The sequence below is a fragment of the Sinorhizobium sp. Y406 genome (genome assembly GCF_058732025.1).
Genome location: NZ_CM178974.1, coordinates 1,971,845 through 1,990,754, shown reverse-complemented (window position 1 = coordinate 1,990,754; position 18,910 = coordinate 1,971,845). Strand labels below are relative to the sequence as shown.

17 protein-coding genes are annotated in these 18,910 nt (G+C 63.0%); 11 read left to right on the top strand and 6 right to left on the bottom strand.

The genetic code is table 11. The features are described from left to right. Positions 1-374 precede the first annotated feature (374 nt). The 6 genes from AC4P1R_RS09555 to AC4P1R_RS09530 all read left to right on the top strand — a co-directional run bounded on the left by AC4P1R_RS09555 (position 375) and on the right by AC4P1R_RS09530 (position 6,153). Complete coding sequence (locus AC4P1R_RS09555) at positions 375-1,388, top strand: sialic acid TRAP transporter substrate-binding protein SiaP (protein ID WP_151611444.1); 1,014 nt, start codon at positions 375-377, stop codon at positions 1,386-1,388. 93 nt (positions 1,389-1,481) lie between these two features. Beyond that, the gene (locus AC4P1R_RS09550; RefSeq protein ID WP_492176763.1) at positions 1,482-2,045 is read left to right on the top strand and encodes a TRAP transporter small permease; all 564 of its coding nucleotides are present in this window, start codon (positions 1,482-1,484) and stop codon (positions 2,043-2,045) included. Next, the gene (locus AC4P1R_RS09545; protein ID WP_492176761.1) at positions 2,042-3,337 is read left to right on the top strand and encodes a TRAP transporter large permease; all 1,296 of its coding nucleotides are present in this window, start codon (positions 2,042-2,044) and stop codon (positions 3,335-3,337) included. The genes AC4P1R_RS09550 and AC4P1R_RS09545 overlap by 4 nt, the downstream gene beginning before the upstream one ends. A 126-nt stretch (positions 3,338-3,463) precedes the next feature. Then, entirely contained in the window at positions 3,464-4,552 is a 1,089-nt protein-coding gene (locus AC4P1R_RS09540; protein WP_492176760.1) for a Gfo/Idh/MocA family protein, read from the top strand. A gap of 10 nt (positions 4,553-4,562) precedes the next feature. Further along, entirely contained in the window at positions 4,563-5,012 is a 450-nt protein-coding gene (gene aroQ, locus AC4P1R_RS09535) for a type II 3-dehydroquinate dehydratase (protein WP_069457307.1), read from the top strand. Between the two features lie 505 nt (positions 5,013-5,517). After that, a complete protein-coding gene (locus AC4P1R_RS09530; protein ID WP_083265240.1) occupies positions 5,518-6,153 on the top strand; it encodes a transglutaminase-like cysteine peptidase in 636 nt (211 codons plus the stop codon). On the opposite strand, the gene AC4P1R_RS09525 is transcribed toward AC4P1R_RS09530, so the two are convergent. Together AC4P1R_RS09525 and AC4P1R_RS09520 are read right to left on the bottom strand one after the other, a co-directional pair. Beyond that, on the bottom strand, positions 6,140-8,083 hold the full coding sequence (locus tag AC4P1R_RS09525) for a MacB family efflux pump subunit (protein ID WP_492176758.1): 1,944 nt from the start codon (positions 8,081-8,083) through the stop codon (positions 6,140-6,142). The genes AC4P1R_RS09530 and AC4P1R_RS09525 overlap by 14 nt on opposite strands. Positions 8,084-8,091: 8 nt before the next feature. Then, positions 8,092-9,369: an efflux RND transporter periplasmic adaptor subunit gene (locus tag AC4P1R_RS09520; protein ID WP_492176757.1), complete on the bottom strand. Its 1,278-nt coding sequence runs from the start codon at positions 9,367-9,369 to the stop codon at positions 8,092-8,094. A gap of 342 nt (positions 9,370-9,711) precedes the next feature. Here AC4P1R_RS09520 and AC4P1R_RS09515 point away from each other — a divergent pair, with 342 nt between their 5' ends. Further along, complete coding sequence (locus AC4P1R_RS09515) at positions 9,712-10,359, top strand: TetR/AcrR family transcriptional regulator C-terminal domain-containing protein (protein WP_151611440.1); 648 nt, start codon at positions 9,712-9,714, stop codon at positions 10,357-10,359. 59 nt (positions 10,360-10,418) lie between these two features. Then, complete coding sequence (ilvC, locus tag AC4P1R_RS09510; protein ID WP_069457311.1) at positions 10,419-11,438, top strand: ketol-acid reductoisomerase; 1,020 nt, start codon at positions 10,419-10,421, stop codon at positions 11,436-11,438. Positions 11,439-11,761: 323 nt separating this feature from the next. On the opposite strand, the gene AC4P1R_RS09505 is transcribed toward ilvC, so the two are convergent. Beyond that, positions 11,762-12,298 (bottom strand): GNAT family N-acetyltransferase, encoded by a 537-nt coding sequence (locus AC4P1R_RS09505; protein ID WP_192803712.1) that lies wholly within the window; start codon positions 12,296-12,298, stop codon positions 11,762-11,764. A 179-nt stretch (positions 12,299-12,477) separates the two neighbouring features. Further along, complete coding sequence (locus AC4P1R_RS09500) at positions 12,478-12,732, bottom strand: hypothetical protein (RefSeq protein ID WP_069457313.1); 255 nt, start codon at positions 12,730-12,732, stop codon at positions 12,478-12,480. A 243-nt stretch (positions 12,733-12,975) separates the two neighbouring features. Between AC4P1R_RS09500 and AC4P1R_RS09495 the strand changes: the two genes are divergently transcribed. Next, positions 12,976-13,908, top strand: a complete 933-nt coding sequence (locus AC4P1R_RS09495) for an adenylate/guanylate cyclase domain-containing protein (RefSeq protein ID WP_492176756.1) — start codon at positions 12,976-12,978, stop codon at positions 13,906-13,908. Positions 13,909-14,030: 122 nt separating this feature from the next. On the opposite strand, the gene AC4P1R_RS09490 is transcribed toward AC4P1R_RS09495, so the two are convergent. Both AC4P1R_RS09490 and AC4P1R_RS09485 read right to left on the bottom strand, forming a co-directional pair. After that, on the bottom strand, positions 14,031-14,504 hold the full coding sequence (locus AC4P1R_RS09490) for a cupin domain-containing protein (RefSeq protein WP_492176754.1): 474 nt from the start codon (positions 14,502-14,504) through the stop codon (positions 14,031-14,033). After that, positions 14,501-15,124 (bottom strand): TetR/AcrR family transcriptional regulator, encoded by a 624-nt coding sequence (locus AC4P1R_RS09485; protein WP_225191694.1) that lies wholly within the window; start codon positions 15,122-15,124, stop codon positions 14,501-14,503. The genes AC4P1R_RS09490 and AC4P1R_RS09485 overlap by 4 nt, the downstream gene beginning before the upstream one ends. Before the next feature lie 152 nt (positions 15,125-15,276). Between AC4P1R_RS09485 and AC4P1R_RS09480 the strand changes: the two genes are divergently transcribed. Next, positions 15,277-16,503, top strand: coding sequence for an aminotransferase-like domain-containing protein (locus AC4P1R_RS09480; protein ID WP_492176753.1), 1,227 nt, complete (start codon positions 15,277-15,279; stop codon positions 16,501-16,503). A gap of 402 nt (positions 16,504-16,905) precedes the next feature. Beyond that, the gene (locus AC4P1R_RS09475; protein WP_492176751.1) at positions 16,906-18,906 is read left to right on the top strand and encodes an acyltransferase family protein; all 2,001 of its coding nucleotides are present in this window, start codon (positions 16,906-16,908) and stop codon (positions 18,904-18,906) included. The last annotated feature ends 4 nt before the right edge of the window (positions 18,907-18,910 follow it).

Here is an 18,910-nt window from a genome sequence, read left to right as displayed (position 1 = left end):
CTCCGCGGGAGTTGACTCGGCTTCGTCGTTGGAAGTATTGTGAACCGAAATGAACATTTTGTCGACCCGATGCCGCTGGTTCGGTGGAGGAGGATGATCCGGCGGTTCGTGTGATTGCGCTCAGTTTCGACAGGTGGGGGCACAGCGGTCCCCGGCGGGATCTCGCAACGCCACCGCGAAGCATGAGCGCTGGTCGTTTTTGCCAGGCGCGCCGGTGTCGGAGCGGTGTCGCTCGTGGTCTGGTGGACCTCGGTCCGCGGGCAGCGGGTTCCCCAGCAGGCTCGAGGGTGCGTGCCGACGCGAACTGCCCCGCTTCAGGAATTCCAGGGAGGAAGATAATGAACGCTAACGAACAATTTGTGGGAGGAACTCAGATGACCAAATTCGGCCGTCGCACGCTGCTCGCCGGCTCCGCCGCCCTCACGCTGGCGGCAACCATCATGATGCCTGTCGCCTCGTGGGCAGAGGGCAAGATCACGCTTCGCCTGTCGACCTCCGGCACCGAGACCGATCAGCGCTCCATAGCGATGGCGACGGTATTCGGCCCGGCTGTCGCGGAGTTCGCCGAGTTTCAGCCGCATTACAATTCGTCGCTCGTCGCGCAGGGTTCGGAACTCGAGGCGATCGCGTCGGGCGATCTGGAAATGACCGTCTGCTCCGCGCAGGAGCTTGCGACGTTCTTTCCCGAATTCTCGATCTTCGCCACCGGCTACGTCCACCAGAGCGCCGAGCATCAGGTGAAGGTCTTCGACGATGCGCTGATGGACCCGTTCAAGCAGAAGGTCGAGGACGAACTCGGCGTCAAATTGCTGGCAGTCATGTATCTCGGCCGCCGCCACGTAAATCTCCGCTTTCCCCGTTCGGAGCGCAACGTGATGACCCCGGCCGACCTCGCCGGTGTGAACCTGCGCATGCCGGGTACCGACGCCTGGCTGTTCCTCGGCAAGGCGCTGGGTGCCAACCCGACGCCGATCGCTTTCTCGGAGGTCTACACCGCGCTGCAGACCGGCTCGGTCGACGGTCAGGATAATCCGCTGCCGACCGTGGTCGACTCCAAGTTCTACGAGGTGACCAAGCAGATCAGCCTGACCTCGCATTTGGTCGACCTCAACTACATCGCCATCTCCAAGCAGGTCTGGGACGGCTTGACACAAGAGCAGCAGGCGACCGTGCAGAAGGCGGCCGTAGACGCCGCGGAGTCCGGGCGACAGGCGCAGCTCAAGAAGGAGGAGGAACTCGTCGCCTTCCTCAAGGGCAAGGGCCTCGAAATCTACGAGCCGGACCTGAAGGCGTTCCGCGAGCATGTCCAGGCGCAATATGTTGGTTCCGAGTTCGCCAAGGCGTGGCCGGAAGGCGTGCTCGACAAGATCAACGCACTCGGCAACTGACCCGTTTCCGGCCGGCGACCGGCGGCACGTTCAGCCGCCGGGCCGCACCCGGCTTGAGAACCGCGCACGACGTGGCACGAGGGAGGTTCGCCCGTGGATCGAAGCATCGGAGCATTCCGCATATTCGCAGAGACGGTCGCCGGCGCCATGATGGCGGCGATGTTCGCGACATTTATCGTGCAGGTGGCGATCCGCTACACCGCACGCGTCGAGTGGCTCGCCGATGCCGTTCCATTCCTGCAGCCGTCGAACTTCGGCTGGACCTTGGAATTCTGCCTCGCGCTCTGGGTCTGGCTGGTTTTCTGGGGCAACGCTTTCATTGTCCGCAACCAGGACCACGTCTCGTTCGACATCCTGTTTTACGCGGTCTCGCCCGCCTTGCGCAGGACGTTCTTCATCGTGTCGGCGGCGATCATCGCGGGCGGGCTGTTGCTGTCGATCCAGCCCACCTGGGATCGGCTGGCCGTTCTCAGATTGAAGAAGACCGCGACCCTCTCGGTACTGTTCGGCGACTGGATCCGGATGCGCGACATCTACGCGATCTATCTGCTGTTCCTCGTGGTCGTCGCGGGTCGATACGCCGTAGGCGTCTGGCATGCCGTCCGCCACCCGATCGACGAGCCTCTGCAACCCGAAGTGGAGCGCGTCGACGCATGAGTTACGCTTTTGTCCTCTCACTCGGCGCCATGGGCGTGATCGCGGCAATCGGCGCGCCTATCGCCTATGCCATCCTCCTGGCCTCCTTCGTCTACCTGGCGGCGAACGGGATGAGCATTGGCATCGCAGGCAAGATCATGCTCGACGGGCTTTATCAGAGCTTCATCCTGCTGACCGTGCCGCTGTTTATCGTGGCCGCCAACATCATGAATGCCGGCTCTGTCTCCGACAGGCTGCTACGCTTTTGCGTCGGCCTCGTCGGCCGCTTCCGGGGCGGCCTGGGCCACGTCAACGTGCTGGCGTCTCTGGTTTTCTCCGGCATGTCCGGTTCGGCGGTCGCCGACGCGGCCGGCATTGGCAAGATCATCATCGATATGATGATCCGTTCTGGTCAGTACACGCGCGGCTACGCTGCTGCCATAACCGCTGCCTCCGCAACCATTGGGCCGATCATCCCGCCCTCCATCCCGATGGTGCTCTACGCGCTGGTATCGAACAGCTCGATCGGCTTCCTGTTCCTCGGTGGCATCATGCCGGGGCTGCTGATGGGAGCCGTACTGATGGGGATAAACGCCTGGATCTCCCATAGGCGCGGCTTCGGCGTCGAAAAGTCGATCCCGCTTAGCGAACTGCCGAAATTGACGCGCGACGCCGGCCCGGCGCTGCTCATGCCGGCGATCCTGCTCTACGGCATCTACGGCGGCGTCACGACTCCTACGGAGGCCGCGGCTGTCGCCGCCTTTTACGCGCTCATTCTCGCGACTATCTTCTATCGGTCGCTGTCGCTGTCCGCATTCGGGCGAGTCCTGATTGAGAGCGCCCGGTCCTCCGCGGCCGTCGGCATCGTCATCGGTACGGCGCTGGTGCTCAATTACGTCGTCGCGTCCGAGAACATCCCCAACCTCGTCGCGCAGTCGCTTGTCGGAATCGACGTCCCGCCGCTGGTCTTCCTGCTTTCCGTCAACCTGTTGCTGTTGCTGCTTGGTTGCATTCTTGATGCCACGACAATCATCCTGGTCATCATTCCGCTGTTCATCCCCGCATGCCGCGAACTTGGCATCGACCTGGTGCATTTCGGCGTGGTCGCTGTCGTCAACTGTATGATCGGGCTGATCACTCCGCCCTACGGCATACTGCTTTTCGTGATCAATGCGGTAACGCGCATTCCGCTGGCCGAGATTATCCGGGAGATCTGGCTGTTCGCCGCAGTCCTGATCTGCGCGTTGCTTCTGCTCATTCTGTTTCCGGGCATCGTCCTCTGGCTTCCACGGATGTTTGGATACGACGGATAGCGCCCCGGGCCATTGCGGCGACCGAGGACTGATGTCCGAGCCGCAAGCCTCAATTTGCCTCGAATAAGGCCGCTGCAACATCCCAAAGGTAGCGCCGACCACGCCATGCAAGGAGCGATGGAGACCATGACGAACATTTCAATCGGCCTCATTGGCGCCGGCCTCATCGGCCGAAAGCACCTCAAGAAGATAGCTGAGCATCCAGACTATTCGCTCGCCGCCATCGCCGACGTCAACCGCGACGCGGTCACCGCCCAGCATCCCGGGGAGCGAGTCTACGCCGACTATCGCGAGATGCTGGACGAAATACATCCAAACGCCGTCATCATCGCGTCGCCCAATCAATTGCACGCGGAGGCCGGCATTGAATGCGCCCGCCGCGGCATTCACATCCTGATCGAAAAACCGGTGACCGACACCATCGCGGCTGCCAGCCGGCTGATTGTCGAGACGCGGCTGAGCGGGGTCAAGACGCTCGTCGGCCACCACCGCCGCCACCACGACCAAGTCCAGAGGCTGCGGGCGCTGCTGGCCGAGGGAAGCATTGGATCGCTGGTCGGCGTCTCGGCCATCTGGGCGACCTACAAACCGAACGACTATTTCGAGGCGGGTCCGTGGCGGACACAGCCAGGCGGCGGACCCATCCTCATCAATCTGATACACGAAGTGGACTTCCTGCGCTTCGCCGCGGGCGAGATCAAAGCCGTCAACGCGGTCTCATCCAATCGTCAAAGGGGATTCCCGGTCGAGGACACGGCGGCGGCGCTCATCGAGTTCGAGAACGGTGCGATCGGCACCATGATCGCCAGCGACAGTGCGGTGACGCCTTGGAGCGTCGAGCAGGGCACGGGCGAATCTGTTGAGTTTCCCTTCAGCGGCGAGAGCCCTTACCGGTTCATGGGCAGCCATGGATCGCTGGAGTTTCCGACCCTCGTCCACTGGAGCCAGGACGAAACCGCGCGCAGCTGGAACAAGCCGGTCATGTCGCAGCGGCTCTTCACCACCACGATTGACCCCTACGCCGCGCAGCTCGACCATTTCCGCGATGTGATCCGTGGAGATGTTCCGACGATACAGAGCGTCGAGGACGGTGCCCGCACGCTGATTGCTACCCTCGCCATCACTGAAGCAGCTGCGACGGGCACTCGCATTGACCTGCGCGAACGTTACGAGCTGCTCTCAGATGGTTCCGCCAAGACTTTCGCCCTTGCATGAGAGATCTGTCATGATTGCCAAGCCCATCTACGTCCTCAACGGTCCCAATCTCAATCTTCTCGGCGAGCGCGAACCGCACATCTACGGCCACACGACTCTGGCCGACATCGAGGCCAGTTGCGGCCGCACCGAAGCCGCGCGAAAGCATGGCATCATCTTTCGGCAGTCGAACCATGAAGGCCAGCTCGTCGATTGGATCCATGAAGCGCGCCGAGAAGCCGACGCCATTGTCATCAACGCCGGCGGTCTGACCCACACGTCAATCGTCATCCACGACGCGCTGAAGAGCTTCTCCGGACCGGTGATCGAATTGCACGTCACCAATGTTCACCGGCGGGAGGCCTTCCGCCATCATTCATACATTTCATTTGCTGCAACGGCGGTGATCTGCGGACTGGGACCCGAGGGCTATGGGATCGCAGTGAACGCCGCAGCCATGCTCGCCGCCAGGATGAGTTGATGGATTCCAATGGAGCGAGAAAGCACGCGACCGGCTGCGGTGCACGCCTTCGAATCTCCGGCCCGGCGGCCAGCGTGCCGATCCTGCGATCGCAGCCTTGTGGTTTGCTGTCGTTGGCGAGATCGAAAAGCGCAGGGGAGAGCAAGTTCTCCTCAGGGGCAAGAATTTCCGTAGCGCGCCTTCAAGGGATCGGCAGAGTTAGGCCGAGAAAGGTATTTCGATTGCGACGCCAAGCTTTATATATTCACCACGAGAGGTGCCGTGGAGTACGGGGAAAATCCTAAATATCGATTAGAAACACTTTCATTACGTTTCTGCAACCATGACGTAAGATGAAATCGTAATTCGCGGATGTACTTAGAAAAATTTGAGTGGATGACGTGATGACTCGTGGGAAATTGCCACATCATTGCCAAATTCGGCGTTAATCAACGGCGAATTAACCGTTTCCATTTATATCTCCACGCCGGGCTGGGGATATTCCTGCCCGTCTGGAGAAGACCTCATGAAACGCTTCATCGCGCCGACCGCATTCCTGTTGCTGATTTTGGCTCCGGGGGGAGCGGGTGCGGGGACGATCATGAAGACCGCCGGCAGGGCCTTCGCTCCTCCTGCTTTCAAGCCGTTTTGCGCGAGCGAGCCGAGATTGTGCAAAACCGGCGGGGGAGCCAAGGCGGTCTCGCTGAGCGAGGCGAGGGCGGCGGAGCTGAAGCAGGTCAACAGGGCCGTCAATGCGCGCATCGAGGAGCGCAGCGATCTCTCGACCTCCGGGCGCGACGACGATTGGCGCCTGCCGACGCGCTATGGGGATTGCGAGGACTTTGCCATCCTCAAGAAGCACGAACTGCTCGCGCGCGGCTGGCCGGCCTCGGCGCTGCTGTTGACGGTTGCCCGTTATCAAGGACAGGGCCACACGGTGCTCACCGTTCGCACCAGCGAGGGCGACCTCGTGCTCGACAATCTGACCAACTCGATCAGGGATTGGTCGCGCACGCCCTATAGTTACTTCGCCCGCCAGTCGCAGGCGGACGGCCGCCGCTGGGAATTGATCGCAGGTCCGGAACGCGTAGCGCAGGTGCGGCAACGGCCGGATGCGCAACGTCCACCGCATGTCTCCACAGCGGCCTTCAATCGGCGCTGAGCGCCATTGCCGGCTGCAGGCGTGAGGCGTTGCGGGCGGGCAGGTAGCCGAAGATGAGCCCGGTCGCGAAGGAGCAGGCGAAGGCAAGCGCCACCGGGCCGGCGGTGAAGGCCACCGGCATGCCGAAATATCGCGCGGCATAGCCCGTTCCAAGGCCGACGACGACGCCGATCGCGCCGCCGATCGCGGAAACCACCAGCGCCTCGATGATGAATTGCACGAGGATGTCGCGCCGGCGCGCGCCGGTCGCCATGCGCACGCCGATCTCCCGGGTGCGTTCGCTGACGCTGACGAGCATGATGTTCATCACGCCGATGCCGCCGACGATGAGCGAAATCGCCGCGACGGAGCCGAGGAAAAGCTTCAGCGTGTTGGACGTTTCGGTGAAGGCCTCGCGCACCGACGACATGTTGGTGATCTGGGTATCCTCTCGCTTGTGCCGGTCGTTGAGCAGCGCCTGAATCCGCTCCTGAGTGAGGTCGATGGCGGACGCATCCTCGACCTTGACGGTGATGGTGCGGATGTTGCGCTGGCCGAAGATGCGCATGCTGCCGGTGGTGAGCGGCACGAGGACGACATCGTCCCGATCGGTGCCGCCGGCGCTTGCGCCCATCTCGCTCATGATGCCGATCACCTGGAAGGGGATCTTGTTGACGAGCACATACTGGCCGATCGGGTCCGTGCCGTCGGTAAAGAGTGTGGTGACGACAGTCCGGCCGAGCACCGCGACCGGCGCATAGGTTTCCATGTCGTTGCGGTTGATGAATTCGCCGCGGCCGACGACCCAGGACTTCGCTTCGGTGAATTGCGGCACCGTGCCGTTCGCGGTCGTCTGGTAGTCGACATTGCCGCGCCGGAGCGTCACCGTGCTCGTCATTTCCGGGACCGAGAAGGCGACGTTGGGGAGGTCCCGGATCGCGTCCGCATCGGCCGGCACGAGCGTGACGTTGCTGCCGCCGGCGCTGCCGCGAAAATTCGCCATGCTTGGGCGCACCAGAAGCAGATCGGAACCCATTGAGGAGATGCGGCTCAGCACCGAATCCTGTGCGCCGGTACCAATCGCCAGCATGGCGACGACGGAACCGACGCCGATGACGATGCCGAGCAGCGTCAGGATGGTGCGGAAGAGATTGGCGCGCAGCGCCCGCATCGCCATCCGGATCGCCTCCGACACGTCGGCGATGGCGGCAAAGCCTTCACGGGTGCGTTGCGCAAGGCCGCTGGCGGCGTCCGGATCCGCGCGCCGCGTCCTGGTCCTGTCGGCTATGATCCGGCCGTCCCGAATCTCGATCAGCCTGTCGGCCTGCTCGGCAACTTCGCGCGCGTGGGTGATGACGATGACGGTATGGCCGTTCGCGTTCATCTCGCGCAGGAGCGCCATCACCTCTTGGCCGCTCTGGCTGTCGAGCGCGCCGGTCGGCTCGTCGGCAAGGATGACGCGGCCGCCATTCATCAGCGCGCGGGCAATCGAGACGCGCTGCTGCTGGCCGCCGGAAAGCTGGCTCGGCCGATGGTCGAGCCGGTCGCCGAGCTTGAGCGAATTGAGCAGCGCCTCGGCGCGCTCGTGCCGGTCGCCCGCGGGAACGCCGGCATAGATCGCGGGCACTTCGACATTTTCCCGGGCGGTCGCAGTCGGGATGAGGTTATAGGCCTGGAACACGAAGCCGAAGGTGCGGCGGCGCAGTGCCGCGAGTTCGTCGCCATCGAATCCGGCGACGTTTTCGGCATCGATCAGGTAGTCGCCGGAGGTCGGCTGGTCGAGGCAGCCGAGGATGTTCATCAAGGTCGATTTGCCGGAGCCCGACTGGCCCATGATGGCGACGAACTCGCCGGCTTCGATGTCGAGCGAGATGTCGTGCAGGACCTCGACGGCGAGATCGCCGTTGAAATAGGTCTTGCTGACCTTGTCGAGCGAGAGGAGAGGGGCCATTGGTGCGCTCAGAAAAATCGCGGCATGCGCATGCCGCGCCGGGATCCCGTGCCGGCACCGTCGCCGCGATTGCCTACGGAGCCGGTATCGACCACCACCTCTTCACCCTCATCGAGGCCGCTGACGATTTCGGCGCTGACGCGGTTGCGGATGCCGATCTCGACGCCGCGCGTCTCGGTCACGCCGGACGGCGAGACGACGGTCACCTGTGCCCGTGTCGGCTTGCCGGCCGCGTCGTCATTCATGTGGACCGCGGCACTCGGCACAAGCAACACGTCGCTCGCCGCGGCCTCGACGAAGAAGACCTGTGCGCTCATCGACATCATCAGTTCGCCGGTGGGATTGGGCACGTCGAACAGCGCGTAATAGAGAACCACGTTGTTGTCCGTGTCCGGCTTCGGCTCGACCTGGCGCAGCTTGCCGGCGAAGCGCTTTCCCGGCTGACCAAGCAGGGTGAAATAGGCGTCCATGCCGATCTTCAGTTTGCCGACATCGGCCTCGGAGACCTGGGCCTTGACAGTCATCGTCGAAAGATCGGCGATGGTGACGATCGTCGGCGTCGTCTGGTTGGCATTGAGCGTCTGGCCCTCCTTGGCAGGATTGTCGACGATCGTTCCGGCCATCGGTGCATAGATCTTGGTGTAGCCAAGATCAACCTGGTCGCCGGCCAGCGTCGCCTTCTGCTTGCGGATCTGCGCCTCGACCGCCTGCACGTCGGCTTCCGCGGCGGCGTGATCCGCGATCGCCTGGTCGAGTGTCGACTGCGACGCGCTCCTCGCGGAAACGAGACTGCGCTGACGTTCGACATTGGCATCCTTCAGCACGAGCTGAGCCTTCTTCGAGACGAGCTGCGCCTCGAGATAGGCGAGTTCCGCCTGGTCGATTTCGATCCTGTTCTCGATCGAGGCGGGATCGATCTCCGCAACGAGCTGGTTCTCGGTAACCCGGTCGCCGATCGCGACATGCAGCGATTTCAACTGGCCCGACACTTGCGCGCCGGCGTCGACGGATTTGACCGCGTCGAGCGTGCCGACGGCGGTCACGCTGTTTTCGATATCTCCCCGCGTCACCGCCTGGGTGAGGATCGCCGTCGCCGGCTGCGCCCCGTACTGGCTCCACGTGTAATAGCCCGCGCCGAGGAGCGCGAGCAGAATGGGCAGAGCGATCCAGAGCCGCGACCGGCGCTTGCGTCGCAGCCGCGACGGCGTTTTCGGGATCACGGTGACCTTTGCTGTCGGACTGGAGGCCGCCGCATCCTGTTGCGCCGGCTTGGCCATCTTGCTCATGGGCATAACTCTGTCAGGGCGATCTTCCAAGCAGGATAGAGGTGTAGTCGGCCGGCGAAAAGCATTGAGATCATTATATTTTCGTAATGTTCAGGACGTGTCGTCCGATTCGAGAGGGCCTTCCGCGGTCAAAATGGCATTGAAGGCTGCGCGACCAGAGGTGGACTGCCGTATCGCAACTGCAAGGCTGCCCCTGGCGTCACCGCCACAATCGCGGCCAGAGCCTCCGCAAATTCGGCGGCGAAGCGCTGCACGATCCTCTGAAGAACCGGCTTGACGCCGTCTCTCCTTCTCAATAGAAGAGTGCGAACCGTACCGTACGGTACTCAGAGGAATGGCAAAGTGCCACGCGTCGAAGCGACAAGAGAGGCAAGTGCCGGGACCGGCCTGACCGAGCGTCAGGGCGTGGTGCTCGAGCAGGCGCTGCGCCTTCTCGTCGATGGCGGCGAAAAGGCGTTGACGACGGCGGGGGTTGCGCGCGCGGCCAATTGCTCCAAGGAAAGCCTCTACAAGTGGTTCGGCGATCGCGAGGGGTTGCTTTCGGCGATGATCGCTTTCCAGGCGAGCAAGGTCAGGACGCTCGACGTTTCGGCGGAAGCGCTGGACGCGGCAAGCCTCAAGGCGCATCTTGTCGCCTTCGCGAGAGACCTGCTCGAAGTTCTCTCCGGCGAGGTGTCGCTGGCGCTCAACCGGCTGGCGATCGGTCAGGCGAGCCGCGAAGGCTCCAGGCTCGGGCGACTCCTGCAGGAGCGCGGCCGCCGGCCGATCGGGCGGCGGGCAGGAGCGCTCTTGGAGGCGGGCTGCAAGGCGGGGCTTCTCGCCTTCGACGACGCGGAGGAGGCCTATGGCGCGCTATACGGGCTCGTCGTCTCCGACTGGCATCTTCGCCTGCTGCTCGGCGAAGAGACGGGCGTGATGAAGAAGGATTTCAGCCGCAGGGCGGAGCGGGCGGTCGACGCCTTTCTGAAGCTCTACGGCGCGAAAGCGTAACGGCGGTCCTCGACTGGCTGCCAGAGGCAAACAGACAAGCAAAGGGAAGGAAAAATTCGATGCGCGTCTATTACGATCGTGATGCCGATCTCAACCTTATCAAGTCCAAGAAGGTCGCTATCGTCGGCTATGGCAGCCAGGGCCGCGCCCATGCGCTGAACCTCAAGGATTCCGGCGCCAAGGAAATCCGCATTGCGCTGAAGCCGGGCTCGGCGACCGCCGCCAAGGTCGAGGCCGACGGTCTTTCGGTTCTCTCGGTTGCAGAAGCGGCCGCCTGGGCAGACCTCATCATGATGGCGACCCCGGACGAATTGCAAGCCGACATCTACAAGGCCGAGATCGCCGGCAATATCCGCGACGGTGCGGCGATTGCTTTCGCCCACGGCCTCAACGTCCATTTCGGCCTGATCGAGCCGAAGGCCTCGGTCGACGTGGTGATGATCGCGCCGAAGGGCCCGGGCCATACGGTTCGCGGCGAATACCAGAAGGGCGGCGGCGTTCCCTGCCTCGTCGCCGTGCATCAGGACGCATCCGGCAATGCGCTCGACCTGGCACTCTCCTACGCCTGCGGCGTCGGCGGCGGCCGCTCCGGCATTATCGAAACCAACTTCAAGGAAGAGTGCGAAACCGACCTCTTCGGTGAGCAGGTCGTTCTCTGTGGCGGTCTCGTCGAACTCATCCGCGCCGGTTTCGAAACGCTGGTCGAAGCCGGCTATGCGCCGGAAATGGCCTATTTCGAATGCCTGCACGAAGTGAAGCTGATCGTCGACCTCATCTATGAAGGCGGCATCGCCAACATGAACTACTCGATCTCGAACACGGCCGAGTGGGGCGAATACGTCACCGGTCCGCGCATCATCACGGAAGAGACCAAGGCCGAGATGAAGCGCGTGCTGAAAGACATCCAGACCGGCAAGTTCACCTCGGAATGGATGCAGGAGTACCGTTCGGGTGCTGCCCGCTTCAAGGGCATCCGCCGCGTCAACGATGCCCACCAGATCGAGGAAGTCGGCGCGAAACTGCGCGGCATGATGCCCTGGATCGGCAAGAACAAGCTGGTCGACAAGGCGAAGAACTAATACCAACGGCGGTAGATTCTGGCCGATCTAACCGGAGCTATTGGGCGTCGTGGCAAGGCGCGTCACGCGCCGTGATGCCATAGCATCACAAGCGTGGCGCAACGCAGCCGCGGCGCGCAAGAGCCCGGCCCTTCGGGTGGGACAGGGCGACCCGCTGGACGCCGTTACGCTGCTTGGCCGATGTGCGTGAGCATCGCCCTGCACAGCGCGCCTACCCAGCGGATCGCCCTGTCCCATTAGATCGAAGGAAGCCGGGGCGATTGCCTCGGCTTTCATTTTATGGGCGATGCGATCGGCGCAATCGAGGAACCACCCCGAAAAGTTCACGACGGACTCGTGGTTCCTGTTACGAGCGGCATCTCCATGAAGACGATATGGGGCATCAGCGCGTCTGGATACATGTTATAGGCGGGACAGTCGCGAAAGCCGATGGACCTGTACAGGGCGATCGCCTCCGTGAGCCGGCTGGCTGTGTCCAGTCGCATCAGCGTATAGCCGTCGCTGCGTGCCGCATCGATCGCGGCCATGCACAGGCGTCGCGCTGTGCCGCGCCCCTGGCCGCTCCCGCGAACGAAAAGTCGCTTCATCTCACAAATCGTGTCCGACAGCCGCCGATAGGCAATGCAGCCGAGCATCTCGTCTCCGTGGGCCGCGAGAAACGTGCGGCCGTTCGGCGGTCCGTAGGAGAACGACAGGGTCTGCAACTCTTCATCGAGGGCCTGGTGACTGAATGCGGCATCGACCATCCATGCGTCGGCAGAATAGCGTTCGCGGCACCATTCGACATATTCGCGAACCATGGCTGCGAAAGCGCTATATTGGTCGCTGCTTGCCGCCTGGGTGATTACCTCGCTCGACATTGGCAATCTCATCCAAAACCCCCGCATCACTCGTGCCGGCGCGGTACCATGGGAGCATCCCGTCATCCGCTACGCAAGCGTTATCATGACGCGAGAAAGCCGGGGATCGAGCCCCGGCCTTTTTGTTCAGCTATTGGAAGGAGCCGAAGAACGCCGGATGAGTGCCGGCGGACGGAGCCTCAATCAGAGGATCCACCCTTGAGAGCGTTGGCCATGTGAGTCTTGCACTTTTCGGCATCATTCGCCGCCATGGCTTCCTTTGCCATGGCAAGCTCCTTCTCCGCATAGTCCTTTCTCGTGGCGTCGGTGAACGCCCCGACTTCGGTTTCCACCTTCGACAGGCCGTCCTGATCGCAGATCATGTCGGCCTGGGCAAAAACCGGGGACACGAAAGCTGCGGAAAGGGCGCCGGCGATGAGGAATCTTGTCAGCATAACTGTGACCTCCAGAGTCTGGTGTTTACCTCTTACGCGGAGCCAAACCTCGAACTGCTGTTTCAGTTCCCTGGCGCGAACGGCAACGGTGGTTGCCAGCGCCGGATGTGGGAGCAAACAGGACGAGAGATCTGAACGGAGCAGGGGCTCGGGCATTCGGCAAGCCCCTGTGGCGCCCAGTTCCTTGAGAATGGTATGCGCTCACCTATCTTGCCTTTTCAGCCGCAAGCAGGGGATCAGGCGATGTCGGACATGCACCGCAAGCTGACGACCATTTTTTGTGCCGACGTCCAGGACTATTCGCGCCTGATGGGGGCGGACGAGGAGGGGACGCTCGCGACCCTCAGGCGCTACCGGGATGCGATGGCGCGGTTGATCGACGCGCGCGGCGGGCGGGTGGTGAACACCTGGGGCGACGGGCTGATCGCCGAGTTCCCGAGCGTAGTCGAGGCGGTGCGGGCGGCGATCGATGTCCAGAACGAGCTCGCCAGGCTCAACGTAGCGCAGGCCGACGGAGCCCGGATGTATTTCCGTATCGGCATCAATCTCGGCGACGTGATCGGGGAGGGCGACGACATCTATGGGGATGGCGTCAATATCGCCGCGCGCCTGCAAGCCTCTGCCCCCGCCGGCGGCATCGTCATCTCCAACACCGTCTATGATCAGGTTCGCAATAAGGTGGCCGTCGGCTTCGAATTTCTCGGGCAGCTCCAGGTGAAAAACATCGAAGGCGGTGTCGCAAGCTATGCGGTTCACATCGGCGCGGAGGAGGATCGGCCAGGGCCTCGGGGCAATCGGTCTGTTTTCGGGCGGCAGGCGGCGCCCGAGCGGACGGCGACATCCGCAGCCGGTACCGCGCGGCGGCGCCGCGCTGTGTTCTGCGGGCTCGGCATAATCGCCGCAGGAGTCGTCGCGGTAAACCTTCTCACCTGGCGCGGCGAGGTCTGGGCCGTCTGGCCTGTTTTTGCCGTGGCGCTAATTGCGGCTTTGCTCTGGATCAGAACGTCCCGGCTCGACCGCGGTTTCGCCGCTTTGGCCGTGGCCGGACTTGCGGTCACGTCGATCAACCTTCTCACTTGGCACGGAACTTTCTGGGCCGCCTGGCCGCTCCTTGGTCTCGCGACCGCCGCCGGCATTCGATGGGTCAGGCGCGGGCAGGGCGGCATCGGGCACTGAGCGGGGCCGCCCGGCCAGCGGTCAATATGCCGCGGTGGTAGGCAGGCCGGCTGGCTTTGAAACCCTAAGCGGTTCGCTCTTCCCGACGCGCGACGCTGTAGGCGCCCGTTAGGCGAAGGGCGTCACGCCGGCGGGCCGCCGAGGATTTCGATGTCGTGGCGCTGGCAGGCGGCCATGATGGCGGCGATCTCGCCTTCATCCGGCGGGCCTCCAACGGGCGTTTCGCTGCGGCCGAGGTCGCGGAAGAAATCGGCCATCTGTTTTTCGACCACGACCATCATCGTCGCCGACCGGCCGCTCGCGTTGAGATAGTTGTGCGGTGTGCTGGAGGGGACGGTGACGACGGTGCCGGGGCCGGCGACGATCTCCCTCGGCGGGATTTCATTGAAGAGACCGAAGGTAATTTCACCATCCAGCACGCGGAATATCTCCGGCGACGGATGGCGATGGGGCGGCGTGCCCGATTGTGGCGGAACCTCGACGTCGACAATGGACAGTCCCGTGTCCGCGACCTCGCCCCTGAACGTGATCCGGTCGCGCACGAGCCACAGAGAATCCAGACCGTCCGGATCGCTGATGCCAATCGATGTGTTCATTTCTCTCTCCTGTCTGTGATTTCCGGCGCATCGCCGTCGTTCTTTTGTCTCGCAATCGTCTCGACGAGCAGCCTGAGAGCCCATTCAACGGTCTCTCCCGCTTCCTCGCCGCTGAGGCCGCCATAATCGCGCAGCGTTTCCCACGCGGATGCGCTGTAGAGAAGGTGGGCGATCGCTTCGACCCGTCGCGCCTCGTTGTCCTCGAGGCCGCGCGTGACCTCCAGCAGCGCTTGATGGAATGCCTCTCGGCGCTTCGGAACCATGCGCAGCCTCATCTCCCGGCCGGACGAGGTGTGCAGGCTTGCCCGGATCAAGGCTTCCTCTCGATCGAAGCGCGTGAATGTTTGTCTCGGTGCCCACAAGAGCTCTTCAAGCGATTCCGGCAGGGTCTTGTCCGTGAGCCTGGCGTTGATCCATTCCCAGAAGGCATCGAGCAGGGCTTCCTTGCTCGTGAAATGGCGGAACACGGTTCGCCGCTCGACACTGGCAATCCGGGCAACGGCATCGATCGACATGTTGCCGTCCGGCGTTTCCTGCAGGGCAACGCCGACGGCGTCGAGGATCCGCTCGCGGGTATCCTGAGTGTGCGCCTCTCTCAGGGGGCTCGAATATTTTCGCATCTTTTGTGTATTCATGTCACTATGAATGACACTAAAGTATCCATCTGTCAAGCGACGCTCTGTCGAGCCGACGTAGAGGAAAATAGGTCAGTAATATTGACATAAATCCTGCGCTGTGATGATGTCCGGCCTTCGCCAAAGGGAGGGCCCGCATGCTGAACTGGGAAAGCATTTTCGCCACGCGCTCGAGCCGGATGAAGGCCTCGGAAATCCGTGAGCTTCTGAAACTTCTCGACCGCCCGGACATCATCTCGTTTGCCGGTGGCATTCCCGATCCCGAGCTTTTCCCCGATGCGGAGTTTAAAGCGGCCTATGCGGAGATCTTCGGCGGGCCGGCGGTCAGTGCGGCGTTACAATATTCGGTGAGCGAGGGCTATCGGCCGCTGCGCGAGTGGCTGGCGGGTCAGATGCGGGGCCTCGGCATTCCGGCAGCGGCCGACAACATCTTCATCACCTCCGGTTCGCAGCAGGCGCTCGATTATCTCGGCAAGCTGTTTCTCTCGCCCAAGGACACGGCGCTCGTCACCTGGCCGACCTATCTCGGCGCACTGCAGGCCTTCAATGCCTATGAGCCGGTCTATGACCAGCTCAATCCCGCAGGCAACCGGACGCCGGAGGCCTATGTCCAGGCCGCGGCGGAAGCGGGCGGCCGTGTCAAGTTCGCCTATCTGTCGGCCGATTTCGCCAATCCGACGGGCGAGACGGTCGACCGCGCCGGCCGCCAACGGGTGCTCGCCCTTGCCGAGGAGCTCGACGTCGCCGTGATCGAGGACGCGGCCTACCAGGCGCTACGCTATGACGGCGAGGCCATCCCGCCGGTCCTGGCGCTCGAAATCGCCCGCAAGGGCGACATCAACATGGCCCGCACCATCTATTGCGGCAGTTTCTCCAAGACGCTGGCGCCTGGGCTTCGCGTCGGCTGGGTCTGCGCCGCAGACCGGGTCATCCGCAAGCTGGTCCTGTTGAAGCAGGCGGCGGATCTCCATTCCTCGACCATCAATCAGATGGCGATCTGCACCGTCGCAGAGCGCGGTTTCGACGCACAGGTCGCGAAGATCCACCGCGTCTACGGCCACCGCCGCAACGCCATGCTGGCGGCGCTCGAGAAATACATGCCGGCCGATGTCCGCTGGACGAAGCCGGAAGGCGGCATGTTCGTCTGGGTGACGCTGCCGAAGGGCACGGACGGCGCCGCGCTGCTTGCGAAGTCGATCGAGACCGCCAAGGTCGCCTTCGTGCCGGGCCGCGCCTTCTTCGCCGACGGATCCGGCGAAAACACCCTGCGCCTGAGCTTCTCCTGCGCCAACGACGAGATGATCGACGAGGGCATCCGCCGCCTCGGCGCGCTGATACGCGGCGAAATGGCCGAGGCCGCTTGAGCGCTTCAAATCGCAAGCGAGGACGACCCCTCCCCAACCCCTCCCCACAAGGGGGAGGGGCTTGGTGTTCGCGGCGATCTCATGAAATTTCGATGCGGTAGCGTCGGTTGCGAGGTGGGTATCGGCAGAGAGGGTGCGGCATCGTAAATCCCTCCCCCTTTTGGGGAGGGGCTTTGGCACAAATTCTTCCCCTCTGCCCGGCAGGTAGAGGGCTTCGCGCCCTGAAGCCGGAGACAGTCGCCGGGGATAAATCGCCGGCGCCCTTATTGACGCCATATTGTCAGGCAGGATCGCTTCACCGTGCGTTGCACTGCAGCAGGACTGTTGCAATGCGTAATAGAACTTCGCGTCGCGACCGGCCCATGCGGCAGGCGGGCGGGCAAGGGACAGGGCACCGGTCATATGCGTTCATCAGCATCTTCGAGCGAGTTTCGTCCGGACATTGAAGGGCTCAGGGCCCTGGCGGTCTCCGGCGTCGTCGCCTTTCATTTCGGCCTGAGCGGATTGCCTGGCGGCTTTGTCGGTGTCGATATCTTTTTCGTCATCTCCGGCTATCTCATCACCCGCCACCTCCAGCAGGAAATCGCCAGGAGCGGCACGGTGAACCTCTGGCGCTTTTACGCCCGGCGTGCCCGGCGCCTGCTTCCGGCCTCGCTTTTCGTCATCCTGACGACGCTTATCGTCGGCTATTTCATTCTGGCGCCCTCCGAACAGCAGTTCTACTCCAAGGGCTCGCTGTTTGCCTCCGCCTATATGATCAATCTCTGGCTCATCCGCTGGACCGTCGACTATTTCGCCACGGATGCGTCGAACAATCCCTTCATCCATTTCTGGTCGCTGTCGGTCGAGGAGCAGTTCTACCTCGTCTGGCCGGCACTTCTGCTGCTCCTGGCGAAGTTTCGGCCGGGGAGGGGCGGCCTATTCGTTCTCCTTGCCATCATCGCCGCCGTCTCCTTCGCCTTCTGCTGGCGAATGACGGCGATATCCCAGCCCTGGGCCTTCTATTTCTCGCCTTTCCGGGCCTGGGAATTCGCACTTGGCGGTCTTGCCTCCATGGCCTTGCCGCAGGAATGGGCGAGACGCTTTCGCTTTTCGCCCATCCTCGGCTGGATCGGGCTCCTGCTGATCGCCATTGCCTATCTGACCGTCACCGAAGAGGTCCCCTTTCCCGGATCGATCGCCCTGCTGCCGGTCATCGGTACGGCGATGGTGTTGCTGAGCGGCGCGCATCAGAGTGGCGCCGGGCCGAAATCGCTTCTCGCGTTGCGGCCGCTGCAGGAGATCGGCAAGCTCTCCTATTCGCTCTATCTCTGGCATTGGCCGGTCATCGTCTATGCGGGGATTCTCAAACCCGAGCTGACCATCGCCGACCGATTGCTCTGCGGCGCGGCGACGCTCGCGCTTTCCGTCTTCAGCTATCGCTTCATCGAAAACCCGGTGCGCCAGAACGGCTGGCTGGCGGCCAAGACGAGCCGCTCGCTGGCGCTGGCGGTGCTCCTCACCGGGAGCGGGACAACGCTCGCTTATGGCAGCGCGGCGCTCGCGAGCCGCAGCCTCGATGCCGAGCAAAGAGAGGTCCTTCGAAGCGCCGAGCGGCAATCGGCGGCGCGCAGCTTCGACACGGACTGCGTTCTGGATCGGGAGGAGGTGCAGCCGAAAGCCTGCTCGTTTGGCTCCGCCGAGCCGAAGAAGACGATCGTGCTCTTCGGCGATTCCCATGCCGATCACTGGTCGACGCCGTTCAAGAGGATCGCCGAGACGAAGGGCTGGCGCCTGGTCACCTACATGAAGTCGTCCTGCCCGACGGCAAGCGTTACGGTCTGGAACGGCGCGCTGATGCGGAGCTATGAGGAGTGCGACGAATTCAAGGAGCGCGCCTTCCGCGAGATCGCTTCGCTGAAGCCGGACATGGTGATCCTCTCCCAATATTCCTCCAGCTACGTCCGGAACGACATGAATCACACGTCCAACCCGATCAGGCTTGAGGACTGGAAGTCGGGTCTCAGGCGGACGATCGAGAGGCTTGAAGCGGACGGCAGCGCCGTCGTGCTGCTTCGCGACGTGCCGGTGCACAAGGCGTATCTCGACAAATGCGTCGCTCGCGCGCTCTGGCAGGACCGAAGCCCGAGCGTCTGCGACACGCCGCGCGCCGAAGCGGTGGAGGAGACGATACCCGCCGCCGAGCGCGCGGTCGCAGCGGCGCTGAAAGCGGACTATGTCGATCTGATCGACCTCTTCTGTAACGAAACGACCTGCCCGGCGGTGATCGACGGCAAGCTCACCTTCCGCGACCGCCATCACATTGCTACGGCTTACGCGGAATCGCTGGCGCCGCGTGTGCAGCGGGCGGTTTTTGGAGGCGATACGCTCGGTTGGGTGCGGCAACCGGCCGTGGGCCGTTAGCTAA